The following is a 12,098-nucleotide window of genomic DNA, read 5'->3' as shown; positions in this document are numbered from 1 at the left end:
CGTGTTTTGTAGCGATTAGTCTTCACAGGAGAAGCCAGTATGTCAGATATTTCGCTGCACACAAACAGCACACAGGAAGCGATTCAGCCGCGCATCAAGGCCATACGCCGCCGCAACGCTCTCGTGGGGACGGGCTTTGTGCTGCCTTTTCTTATTGTTTACGCCATCTTCCTGATCTGGCCGGTGATCCTCGGTCTGCGCATGAGCTTTTATAACTGGACAATCAGCGGTGCCGGATCATCAGAATTTCTCGGCCTGGCAAACTATCAAGAACTGCTCAGCGACCCTGATTTCTGGCGATCGCTGGGAGTCACCTTTCTCTTTACCATCATCAGCACGCCACTACTGGTCGTACTGGCCTTAGCGCTGGCCCTGCTGGTAAGCCAGGTTCTCTCGTTGCAAGGGCTGTTCCGCTCGATCTTCTTCGCACCTTTCGTGCTGCCCGTCTCGGTGGTGGCGTTGATCTGGAACTGGCTCTACCAACCCGGCTTCGGATTAATCAACGGCATCATTACCGGTCTCGGCCTCAAGCAGGTTGGCTGGCTTTCGGATGCTAACGTCGCGCTCCTCTCCGTCATTATTCTCACGGTCTGGTGGACGATTGGCTTCAATTTCGTTCTCTTTCTCGCTGGCCTGCAACAGATCCCACAGGAGTTACAGGAGGCGGCCTCGCTCGATGGTGCTGGCACATGGGCCAGGATACGCTGGGTGACGATCCCGCTCTTGAACCGGACAACATCGCTGGTCATTATCCTACAGGTCATCGCCTCATTACAAATCTTTAATCAGGCATATCTCCTATTTAATGCTGGCGACGGTCCAGGCTTCTCAACACGAGGAGTGGTGCAATACATCTATGAATGGGGCTTCACCGATTATCGCGTCGGGTTCGCCTCGGCTATGTCGTATATTCTCTTTTTGATTATCTTGATCGTCTCATTAGGGCAGTTCGCGCTGCTCACTCGTCAGGGGAGGGAAGAAGCATAATGGCGGTTCAACAACTTGCAACACCCGCGACCCGGCTTGCAGAGAGGCCACGACGCAGACAGCGCTCAGTTACCCGCATCATAACCCTCGTGGTGCTGGCGATATTAGCGATCATCTGGATCTTACCGATTCTGTGGGCCATCGATACTTCGCTCAAACCAGAGGGCGAGACGACGGCGGTGCCAGTCTCCTGGTTCGCATCCCATTTCACTCTCGACGCTTATATCACGACCTTCGCCACCACCAATCTGCCGCGCTGGTACTTCAATAGCTTCCTGACCTCGGCGATCATCAGCATTGTAACAGTTATTCTGGCGAGCATGGCGGCCTTTGCGTTCTCGCGCGTCCCGTTTAAGGGGAGAAGCATCTTGTTCTGGATCATCCTGGCAGGCATTATGGTGCCGGTCCAGATCCTCATCGTGCCCCTGTTTACGCAGATGCAGTCGCTCGGTCTGGTTGATACCTACTGGGGCATTATGCTGCCTCAGTTTGCCTCGCCGATTGCAGTGTTCATCTTCAAACAATACTTCGACGGCATTCCAAGAGAGCTTGAAGAAGCGGCAATCATGGATGGGGCCAGTCGTTGGCGCGTCTACTGGCAGATCTGGATGCCTCTGGCCCGGCCTGCCATCGCCGCTGTTGCTATTTTTGCCTTCGTCATCTCATGGAACAACTTCCTCTGGCCCTTTATCGTGATTACCGGCAACAATATGATGACGGTCCCGGTCGGCCTCTCGACGGTGCAGACCTCCTTTGGCATCCGCTACGCCCAGATCATGGCGTCCGCCGTGCTTGGAGGCATCCCCGTATTGATCGTCTTCCTCTTCTTCCAACGCCAGATCGTGCAGGGCATTGCCGGCACTGGATTGAAAGGATAAACGGTTGCATAGGGATAAAGACGCCATGTAATGTAAGGTTGTAGTCTCGCGATGATGAATTTTAACAACCAAAAGCGGTAAGGTATTTCGTAGTGGAGCGATTTATCGCGTTAGGTGGAGGCTCCTGGGATGTGGCCCAACGCGCATAATCGCTCCACTACGAAAGAGGGAAGCACCGATCTTGGTTGTTAAAATTCGTCATCGCGAGACTACAGCCTGCATTGGGCATTCCTCTCATCAATTATTACTGGAAGGAGAAACAGCTTATGCAGTCAGGAACCCAACCACCCGCTAGGCCTGGTGGCTCAGACATTCCCGAATCCTCGCCGCGAACTTCCAGCCGACGGCCTCTCGTCCAGTCTGCCCAGATACGGAACTGGCTGGCCCGTCCAATCGCAAAGATCGTTCTGACCGTGCTGGTGGTCATGGTCGTAAGCGCGGGTGGTTTTTTCCTCGTACACAGCCTCCAGCGTCATGGTCTGCCCGACGATATCCCTTTACCCGATCACAGCAATTTTTTCCGCTCTGATCAGGCCAGCATCAACGACCCGACGCTTGGAGCCTTCACAAAACAGAAGTGGGGCTTCACGGTCTCTGGTACAACCTTAGAGCAGATTGACACTTTCTATCGAAGCCAACTTCCCTCAAATGGCTGGCTGCATGTCGAAGGAGGAACATCCACGGTGCTTTCCGCCGATAAAGGGGGCAACCCCCTGGTGAAAGGATTGTTCATTGGTGCCCGGCCTTTACCGTATAACGGTGATATAACTCTGATCATTGAGCTGCATCTACCCACCAGTTGAGCCAAAGATCGTGCGACTACAACGTGAGAAACACTTCCTCCTTAATTTTTACACAGGAATAGCGCAGCCAGCTTTCGACATACAGGTCGATCAGGTGAAATGCATATGGGTGCAGCCTGTATTGAGGTGGACGCGCATACTGGGCACCGATGGACCGCAACAACGAGGCGCTCTCGAAATGCTCGGCCCCCTGATAGACGGCGAAATGCCAGATCGGGTGCGCGTGCAGGTGCCGCTGGTTGGATGGCTGTTGTGGACCGACGATATAATTTCCGGCATCATCATACCAGACGCCTTCGTACATCTCAAGCCGATGATGCCGCCCCCCCGCTTTCTCCTTTCCTTTGCAAAACCAGCCGCGCTTCTGATAATATCCTTTGAATTGCCCACGCGAATAATACCCATGCTTATCAGGTTGCAATTCAAAAATGCGAATGATCTCCTCCCAATACGCGCCTTGTGTTAGACGACTGAATGAGATCAACGGATCGTGACGCTTCACCTCATCTAGAAAAGCATCGTATGCCTCAAGTTGACGATAGAAGTTGAGCGATGCCAGTTCCCGTTTACTCCTGAGCGGGGCGTGTGGCTCCAGCAAACCCCGACGCATCAGCGTGCTGAACGGAAGACAATAGGCGGTCCCCACGTCATCATAGTGAGGCAACAGTTTGAGATCCTCGACCGATACGGCCACATCCATTGAAGCGTCCCGCCTGATAATCTCATCATAACGATAGAGGACGCGCTCGTTGGCAGGTTTCAACTCAACAAACAGATCCGGGCCAACAATCACATCATAGCAGGCCGATTCCTGCCCGGGTTCCATTTCCCCTCGCTTACGTGCAGTCTCCAGCATCTTCTCATACATCGCCACCCAATCGACGCCCAGACGAGAAAGCAAATCATCGCGTCCAACGACCTGCGAGGCATCGCGCAAATCGAGAAAATTGATGGCATCGTTCTCAACGTACAGCAGCGTTTCGTATGTGTGATCCTTGCGAATGAAGATATATTCTTGCGGCAAGGATGGGAGATGTTGTTGCACGCTGCGCTGATAATACAGGATATCCTTGAGCGCAAGCTGTGCCAGCGCCATCTCGACATTCATGCAAAAATCCTGATCATCCAGCTTTGGGAGAACATAATCAAGATATCCATGCGTCTTCTTTGCGCTCTCAGGCTTGATATTTACAGACAAAGATTGCCAGGGTAGATGCGAGTACAGGTAGAACAGTTCGGCAAAAGGATTGAGATGCTCGGCCAGTATACCCCGCTGCTCAAAATCCTCCTGATCGTAATCTTGAAGAATCAGCGCCCTCTCCGGCTGCGCTATATTTGCTCCCGATACAATTTGCACATCAGGAGCAACATGAGCAAGCAGTGTAAGGCAAAGTTGGAAAGGTACAGCTTGATTCAGGCGATGATCGAAGACAGCAATGGAAGCGGGCGAAACAAGCGACAAGCTCAATGGCTCTTGCTCACATGACTCAAAGCGATCGAACAGGCGCGTTTTGGCATGGCAGATGATCCCATAACCGACAAGATTCATCGAGAAATCGCTCAAAAAACCGTAGAGCTGCTTGCCCACCTCTTCCTCGATAGCACGCAACGCGCACGAACTTGTATACGCACAGATCTCATAGAGTGGCTCCTTGCAGCGTTTATAGAGATCGATATCAGATTGCTTGATCTGAAAAATGCTGCTCGTTCTATTGCTCTCCTTCCGCGCGAAGTAGGCAGTGGAGGGCAAGGACTTTCTGCCGGAGCTAATGTGCTGCAATCGGCGCGGCAGACCGACAACCTTGATCTCCTGCTCATCCTCTTCTGTGTACTCTGAGCTACCGTCGAGCAGTTCGATTTGCAGACAGGCATCCGTGTGTTTCCCTAGAACATAGCAGAGATCCTGGCCGGTGAAATGCCTGGCTTGCCCGCTGCGGCAATACACAATTTGCAATAAGCTCAGCAGCGAATACAGATCAAGCTGCTCAAAAGCGATCTCCCTGGCTGGGAATGCACCATCTGGAAATAAGGGCAACATAACCGTTGCGGGCACGAGATAGCGCGGATAGAGCGCATAGACGACCCATTTCTCATCACCATCAAGTCGATCATGCTTGAAGAGCTTATATGGGCAATCTAGCTGCTCGTACAGGCTGTTTTGCACCTGACCATACGTCATACAATTATTTTTCGAGACACGATAGAGGATTTCTGGCAATTCATAGCGAACGAGTTTATAACGCGTTTCCAGACGATGAAAATTAGTCGGCCTGGTCACGATAAGTGTTGTTATTGGTGTTGCATATGTTGACACAATGTTCCCCTTGCCATCAGCACAAAAAACAGGCACCGCCATGCAAGCTTATCAATAGCGGCTCCCGCATCGATAGATGCAATGTATTATACCGCCTTATATTGCTGCTGTAAATATAGAGATATACAAAATAGCACACTGATGAATGAATCGTAACATGCTATAGTAATCTTCTAGCATAACTTCAGAATCAATGCGGAGGAGAATGAATAACAATGGAAGATGCATGAAAAGATCTTCATGTGTATGAATGGCTCATGCAAGCGAGAGGTGGTAAAAGTCCATTGTATCTGCGTCTGTGAAGACACAACGGACATCAGCAGGTATTGCTAGCTCACCTTGCTAGACAGCACTGCTCTCTGTGTGGCGAAAACCCATTGCATATAATGAGGCATACGCGCCCTGAAGCTGGAGTAGCTCATCATGCATGCCTTGCTCGATAATGCGACCAGACTGCAAAACCACGATAGAATCGGCCCCTTTGATCGTTGAGAGACGGTGCGCAATGACAAACGCAGTGCGACCATGCAGCAGGCGGCGCAATCCTTGCTGCACCAACAATTCGGTCAATGTATCGATATTAGCCGTAGCCTCGTCGAGAATCAAGATGCGTGGATCAGCCAGCAGTGCGCGTGCGAACGAGATGAGCTGACGCTGACCAACGCTTAGATTACGCCCGCGCTCACGAATGATCGTATCATAACCATCGGTCAAATGAACGATCAGATCATGCGCTCCAACCACCTGCGCGGCCTCTTCGACCTCCTCATCGGTCGCGCTCAAGCGGCCATAGCGAATATTCTCGCGGATCGTTCCCGTGAAGAGAAACGGCTCCTGCAACACGATTCCAATCTGGCTGCGCAACGAACGCTGCGTCACATCGCGCACATCGTGCCCATCGATCAGCACTGCGCCATCCTGAATCTCATAGAAGCGCGAAATCAGGCTTGCAATCGTACTTTTGCCAGCGCCCGTTGGACCAACAATCGCCACTGTCTGACCCGGCAGCGCGTGCAGGTTCAGGCCGTGCAGTACTGGACGGTCGGCCTTGTAACCAAAGACGACATCGCGAAATTCCACATCGCCCACAACCGGCGGCAGCTTGTATGCTCCCGGCTTATCAACAATCTTCACTGGCATGCTCAACACCTGGAAGATACGCTCAGCTGCGACACCAGCACGTTGCAACTGTGTGTACTGCTGGCTTAGCTCACGAATAGGATCGAAGAAGCGGTTGATATAGAGCGTAAAGGCAACCAGAATACCGATCTGAAGCTCGCCCTGTGCCACCATCAGGCCACCAAAGATGACTGCCAGCGAAATTGCCAGCGCCGCCACCACCTCGACCAGCGGCAATACCAGCGCCGCAATCTTGCTCGCATGCAAGTTAGTATCGCGGTTATACGCATTCAATTCGTCAAATTCGGACTTATTGCGTTCTTCACGCACCAGGCTTTGAATCACGCGCATCCCGGAGATGTTCTCCTGCAATGTCGCGTTCACCAGCGAGATCGCCGCACGCGTCACGCGAAATGAGCGCTGCGCATGACGCTGCCAGAACGCAGCAATGATAAACATCAACGGCAACACCGTGAACGAGATCAACGCCAGTTTCACGTTCATTGCCAGCATCGTTCCGATAATTCCCACCAGCGCGATCACCGAACCGAGCATCGAGAGCAGACCCGAACTGAGCATCCCTTCCAGCACATCGATATCGCTTTGCAAACGCGACATCACGCGCCCGATCTGCGTATGATCGTAGAAGCTGAGCGACAACTTCTGCAAGTGCGAGAACATATCAGCACTCAGATGATACAGAATTTGCTGTCCAGCCCACGACATCGACCAGACCTGCCAGTACTGCGCCTGCCACATCGCCACATTGACTACCATCAACGCAATCGAGATCCAGGCCAACCCGGTCAGGTCGCCACCCCTGATAAACTGGTCGATTGCCACCCCGATCAGATACGGGTTCGCAATATTCAAAGCAGTATAAACCAGCATCAATACAACACTGGAGATCGTGGCGAACTTGTGACGTGCCAGGTAGGGACCGAAGAGGCCAACTGACTTCCAATCGAACTTCCCGGTGACATCTTCATCTGAAGTCGCCAGGCTATTCTCGTTCCAGGCATGCTTGCGGCGATATTCCAGATACGAACTCGCCTTGTACATGCTCTCATCCATCTTGACTGGCTTGTTATCCTCTTTCACGACGATATCTTCCTTCATCGCAGCACCTCTCTCCCACGTTCTTCAGGCTGCTCTGGCCCATCTAAGAGCATCTCCTGCTCTGAAATTGCGAGCATCTGCTCTTCAACCTCCTCTTGTTCGCGCAATTGCAGATCATATAAACGTGCATAGGAACCGCCATTTTTGATCAGCGTAGCATGGTCTCCCTGCTCCACGATGCGACCATCTTCAATCACGAGAATCTGATCGGCATGTTTGATCGTGCGCACACGTGAGGCCACAACAAAGGTTGTGCGGCCATGCATCACTGCATCCAGCGCTTGCTGAATCAGGTACTCAGTCTCCATATCCACGCTAGAGGTTGAATCGTCAAGCACAAGAATACGGGGGTTGAGCAGCAATGTACGAGCAATAGCCACACGCTGTTTCTGCCCGCCGGAAAGGGTCACGCCTCGTTCGCCAACCCACGTACTATAGCCATCCGGCAAAGTGCAGATAAAATCGTGCAGGCGAGCAATTTTGGCGGCTGCGATCACCTCTTCATCGGTCGCGTGGGCCGCACCATAAGCGATATTATCGCGAATGGTTGCGTTAAACAGGAAGACATCCTGCAAGACCAGACCAATGCTGCGGCGCAACGAAGCCAGCGTCACATCGCGCACATCCATGCCATCGAGCGTGATGCGCCCCTTTGTCACATCATAGAAGCGTGGCAAGAGATGCAGCAGCGTACTTTTACCACTGCCGGTCGTTCCCAGCAAAGCGATCACCTGACCGGGACGCGCATCAATCGTGACATCGTGCAACACCTCAATGCCATTTGCGTAGGAGAAAGAGACATGCTCGAAGGAGACATGCCCTGCGATATTCTGAAGCGTCTTCGCGTTGGGTGCATCGGTGATCTCAGGCTCGCGATCCAGCACGCTGAAGATGCGTATGCCACCAGAGAGTCCTCGGAGAAACCAGTTCACCATAAAACCAAAGGATCGTACAGGTGTACCAAGCAAAAAGATGTACTGCGTCACCGCCACCAGTGTTCCCAGGCTCAACTGGCGATGCACGACTGCTGCACCACCAACCCAGATAACGATAACGGTAATGACATTTAAAGCCAGCACCATTAATGGCTGATTCCAGGCGGAGAGACGCATCGCGCTCATGTTAAGTTCGCGTAACTTCAGATTTTGCGTCTCATATTTTTCGATCTCAAAATCTTCGCGCGCAAACGCCTTGACCACACGCACCCCACTGAGGCTCTCCTGCATAATCGTGCCCAGGTCGCCAACCTCATTTTGAATCTTGTTCCACAACGGACGCAGGCGGCGCGAGACCTGTGCGGCCAGCGCCAGCAAGATCGGCACGCTAATCAATGTTACCAGCGCCAGACGCCAATCCAGTATCAGCAAAATGACTGAGGTGGCGGCAAACGTTATAATAGCAATTAACGCACGAAAGAGGCCCATCGGATAAAAATTGCGGACCGCCTCGATATCAATCGACATGCGAGACATCAACTGGCCCGTTTCCGACTCATCATGAAACGCGAAATCCAGCGTTTGTAGATGCGCATAAAGCCGGTTGCGCAGATCATAGGCTACCAGATTAGAGATAGCCTGTGACCAGTAACCCTGCCCATAGGCAAAAAGGCCGCGTAAGGCGCTTGTCCCGAAAATTGCGCCTGCCGCGACCAGCAGATCTGTTAAACTACCTTCGCGCACTCCCACGTCAACCACCCAGGCCAGCAACCAGGGTACTATCAGCGAGAGACCAGTAGAGAGACCAAGACAGAGGACAGCACCCAGAGACGATCCCCAATGAGGACGGAGCAAACCCACTATACGCAGATAAATACGCAGATTAGCCTTCAAAGAATTAATATACGAGGACGATAAAAAGTGACGTTTCTCAGATGGCATTGCAAGCGTTCCTTTCTTGACACACCAGCCCTCTACACACATCATCCTGCCAAAAGTCTAAAAGGAAATGGCTGACATATGCTTGTCAGTCTTTCAATGATATTACTGACCTTATTAAATATTTCGATCCGTTTCGTGAAAATCCTAAATAAAATTTAATCGCCTATCATAGTGATGCTCGGGAAGTCGTAGTCGAGCGATGTATCGCGGGGTGAACAGATGATGAGCTTCCCCCGCGATACATCGCTCGACTACGACTTCCCGAGCATTTTCGGCCCACCCGGATAAAAATAGCCTATAATGATTACACAGTACTGTTCAGTTTGTATCAAAACGCTATCCTATGGTATACTCTCTTAAAGAATGCTTAGAAAAATTAGAAGGGTCTTAGTTAGTTAAGGATTGGTTGTAGTGAAGCTCGACGAAACGAAATCACCTCCTATAATCCTCATCGTTGAAGATGACCAGGCAATCGGCGAGGTCATCTCGACAATTATCGTACAGGAAACCTCCTATCAATCATGTATCGTGGAAAGTGGCAACGATGCATTGCACCTATTGCAAACGCTCAAACCTGAAGTAATTATCCTCGACTATCGCCTACCGGATATGACCGGTATTGATCTCTACGATCGCTTGCAAGCCAGCAACGATCTGCGTACCATTCCGGTTGTGCTTACCAGCGCCTCTAATCATCAAGACGAAATAGAGAAGCGCGATATACTGATGCTCGAGAAGCCATTCGATATTGATGATTTGCTCGACGCCATTCATCAATGCGTGTTCACCAATACAAAATAGACGTTTGCTCGCCGCGTTCCACCACAACTCAGAGCCATCTCATCCAACATATGGCTCTGTTTCTTACTTTGATCTCTCACCCATTTTCATCTCTCGCATGACCACCTTATGGATACTTTATCTATTTATTAGCGAATTTTCATAGATACTTTTCATAAACATGGCAAGGGGTCAGATAGAAATCCTTGTCTTTTCCCTGGAGGTAAAGCATAATACTTGTATGCAGAAAACCGAGCGTCTCCTGGCCATCACCCTCCTCTTACAGGCACGAGGGAAAATGACCGCCCGGCGGCTCGCCGAGATCCTGGGAACCTCCATACGCACTATTTATCGCGATATCAATACGTTATCGTTGGCTCATGTTCCTGTGTCGATGGACTATGGACCCGGGGGCGGGTATTATTTATCTGACGATTATCACTTTGAGTCGGCCATTTTCACGCGCGAAGAAGCAGTGTCGCTGATACTCAGCACAGACATGTCAGGCAATTATAGCCTTTTCGCGGGAGATGACAGGCTGCATCGCGCCCTTATCAAGCTAGAAGCTGCCCTTCCTGAAGAGTATCGAGCCGACGTACGGGCGGCACGCGAACGTATTCTGTTTGACACAACCGCCTGGTGCTGTCAGCCTTTGCAGACCACCTATCTGGAGACGATTCGCTCAGCAGTGCTGGACTCCTACCATCTCGATATGCTCTATCCCTGCGTCTCCTGCAAAGACAAACCAGGGGTGCGCTGGCGACACGTGGAGCCATATGGTCTGGTCTTCAAAGCGCTCTCCCGCCGCCATGTACGCACAGGCGTCTGGTATCTGGTCGCATTCTGTCATACCTGCCAACTCTTCCAAACCTTCCGCGTCGGTTATATCCAGAACCTCCACGTGCGCAAAGAACATATCAGCGCACAACCAAACTTTGATCTACAAAGCTATTGGGAAGAGGAGCGCCGCTTCCTTGATGTCCACAAGCAATCCATCACGCTCCTCCTGCGTATCACGCCGCAGGCACGCTACAATCTGCGTGGCGAACATATTGTCTTACAGGAGGAGCGTGACGGCAGCGCCCTGATCCAGGCTGAGCTAGAATCGGTGGAGGCTGCCGCATTCTATACGCTCTCGTTGGGCACAGGAGCAACTGTCATCAGCCCCGACGAAGTTCGCCAGGCCGTGACAGCAGCCGCACACGCCATTGCCAATATGTATGACAACATGTACCACAAGCCGAACGGCGAGACGACTCCTGCTTGATATGCTGCAATAACGTTGCTCTATTGAACTACACCTCCTGAATCTTGCCCTTACCTTGAAGAAATTCGGACAACGAAGCTGCTTGCACCCGTACAGCCTTGCCTACACCAACAGGCTGCACTGGCGTCGAGGTAAGAGCCGCCACGACCTGACCCAGTTGCGGCTCATGTCCAACAATGGCAATGGTCGTCTGCTGGTCCAGCACAATCCCCTGTTTTTTAGCCTCATCAATGATGGCGTTAAGAACGTGTTCACTGGACGTGCTGGTATCAGGCGTCAAAACGTCTATTGGAAACACAGGAATGGCTGTTCCGCTGGCAAGAATTTCTGCCGTCTGCTTGGCACGCTTAAATTTACTTGTAAAATATGCTTCTGGTTTAATCTGTAATTGCTCTAATTGATTCTTCAACTTGCTAATCTGCTCGATGCCCTTCTGCGCGAGGGGAGTCTCGCTATCTGGCAAGCTCTCTACTTTCTTTCCATGCCGAACGAGAATAATATCCATACTAGTCTTCCTCCAGTTTTGTCTTCTTACTATCGTCATCGACATATTCATGCCGCAAAAGAGAGAACTTCAGAAGCGAAAAAAAGACTGTTGATCCTAATATGTGTTATGGTCAACAGTCTGATAACAAGAATACGAGTAAAACGCTCTATTCCCCTGTTGTAGAAAAGCGACGGCGGCGAATCTTGGGTTGCTCTCCCTCTTTCTCCTCTACGATCTCGTGGGTTGCGCCCGGAGGAAGTTTACCCTGCTGAGGCTTCGCGGCTTCTCCTCTGGTGAGCACACCTTCGACGAAGTGTTCTTCCGCGCGTTTCTTCCGCTCCTGTTCGGCCTTCTCCTCCTCGGACAAGGGCGCAGGTTGCTTCTTTTCTTCTTCCATTACTTGAATACCTCCTCTAATAATTAGTATATCTCTTACATATTTTCTGGTCAAGTCATCAGTTATAGTG

10 protein-coding genes are annotated in these 12,098 nt (G+C 51.3%); 5 read left to right on the top strand and 5 right to left on the bottom strand.

The annotated features are described in order from the left end of the window. The first annotated feature begins 39 nt into the window (after positions 1-39). From K3T83_RS55065 to K3T83_RS55055, 3 genes are all read left to right on the top strand, one after another. Positions 40-987, top strand: coding sequence for a carbohydrate ABC transporter permease (locus K3T83_RS55065; RefSeq protein ID WP_220211630.1), 948 nt, complete (start codon positions 40-42; stop codon positions 985-987). Then, on the top strand, positions 987-1,865 hold the full coding sequence (locus K3T83_RS55060) for a carbohydrate ABC transporter permease (protein WP_220211629.1): 879 nt from the start codon (positions 987-989) through the stop codon (positions 1,863-1,865). Before K3T83_RS55065 ends, K3T83_RS55060 begins: the two co-directional genes overlap by 1 nt. Before the next feature lie 266 nt (positions 1,866-2,131). Further along, positions 2,132-2,668, top strand: coding sequence for a hypothetical protein (locus K3T83_RS55055; protein WP_220211628.1), 537 nt, complete (start codon positions 2,132-2,134; stop codon positions 2,666-2,668). Between the two features lie 16 nt (positions 2,669-2,684). On the opposite strand, the gene K3T83_RS55050 is transcribed toward K3T83_RS55055, so the two are convergent. The 3 genes from K3T83_RS55050 to K3T83_RS55040 form a co-directional block, all read right to left on the bottom strand. Then, the gene (locus K3T83_RS55050; protein WP_220211627.1) at positions 2,685-4,982 is read right to left on the bottom strand and encodes a hypothetical protein; all 2,298 of its coding nucleotides are present in this window, start codon (positions 4,980-4,982) and stop codon (positions 2,685-2,687) included. A gap of 342 nt (positions 4,983-5,324) precedes the next feature. After that, positions 5,325-7,220, bottom strand: a complete 1,896-nt coding sequence (locus K3T83_RS55045; RefSeq protein WP_220211626.1) for an ABC transporter ATP-binding protein — start codon at positions 7,218-7,220, stop codon at positions 5,325-5,327. After that, a complete protein-coding gene (locus K3T83_RS55040) occupies positions 7,217-9,097 on the bottom strand; it encodes an ABC transporter ATP-binding protein (protein WP_220211625.1) in 1,881 nt (626 codons plus the stop codon). Before K3T83_RS55040 ends, K3T83_RS55045 begins: the two co-directional genes overlap by 4 nt. Positions 9,098-9,508: 411 nt before the next feature. On the opposite strand from K3T83_RS55040, the gene K3T83_RS55035 reads away from it, so the two are divergent. Then, positions 9,509-9,898 (top strand): response regulator, encoded by a 390-nt coding sequence (locus K3T83_RS55035; protein WP_220211624.1) that lies wholly within the window; start codon positions 9,509-9,511, stop codon positions 9,896-9,898. 220 nt (positions 9,899-10,118) lie between these two features. Next, complete coding sequence (locus K3T83_RS55030) at positions 10,119-11,144, top strand: helix-turn-helix transcriptional regulator (protein ID WP_220211623.1); 1,026 nt, start codon at positions 10,119-10,121, stop codon at positions 11,142-11,144. Positions 11,145-11,172: 28 nt separating this feature from the next. Here the strand turns inward: K3T83_RS55030 and K3T83_RS55025 are convergent, their stop codons facing one another. Further along, positions 11,173-11,649: a SixA phosphatase family protein gene (locus K3T83_RS55025; protein ID WP_220211622.1), complete on the bottom strand. Its 477-nt coding sequence runs from the start codon at positions 11,647-11,649 to the stop codon at positions 11,173-11,175. Between the two features lie 148 nt (positions 11,650-11,797). Then, on the bottom strand, positions 11,798-12,028 hold the full coding sequence (locus tag K3T83_RS55020) for a hypothetical protein (protein WP_220211621.1): 231 nt from the start codon (positions 12,026-12,028) through the stop codon (positions 11,798-11,800). Positions 12,029-12,098: the final 70 nt, after the last annotated feature.

This window comes from Reticulibacter mediterranei, from assembly GCF_016587455.1.
This window is presented reverse-complemented; position numbering and strand designations above follow the sequence as displayed.

Excerpts from the sequence above, each read along its gene's own strand:
- K3T83_RS55065 (WP_220211630.1), top strand. The coding sequence starts at position 40 with ATGTCAGATATTTCGCTGCACACAAACAGCACACAGGAAGCGATTCAG.
- K3T83_RS55060 (WP_220211629.1), top strand. The coding sequence starts at position 987 with ATGGCGGTTCAACAACTTGCAACACCCGCGACCCGGCTTGCAGAGAGG.
- K3T83_RS55055 (WP_220211628.1), top strand. The coding sequence starts at position 2,132 with ATGCAGTCAGGAACCCAACCACCCGCTAGGCCTGGTGGCTCAGACATT.
- K3T83_RS55045 (WP_220211626.1), bottom strand. The coding sequence starts at position 7,220 with ATGAAGGAAGATATCGTCGTGAAAGAGGATAACAAGCCAGTCAAGATG.
- K3T83_RS55040 (WP_220211625.1), bottom strand. The coding sequence starts at position 9,097 with ATGCCATCTGAGAAACGTCACTTTTTATCGTCCTCGTATATTAATTCT.
- K3T83_RS55030 (WP_220211623.1), top strand. The coding sequence starts at position 10,119 with ATGCAGAAAACCGAGCGTCTCCTGGCCATCACCCTCCTCTTACAGGCA.
- K3T83_RS55025 (WP_220211622.1), bottom strand. The coding sequence starts at position 11,649 with ATGGATATTATTCTCGTTCGGCATGGAAAGAAAGTAGAGAGCTTGCCA.
- K3T83_RS55020 (WP_220211621.1), bottom strand. The coding sequence starts at position 12,028 with ATGGAAGAAGAAAAGAAGCAACCTGCGCCCTTGTCCGAGGAGGAGAAG.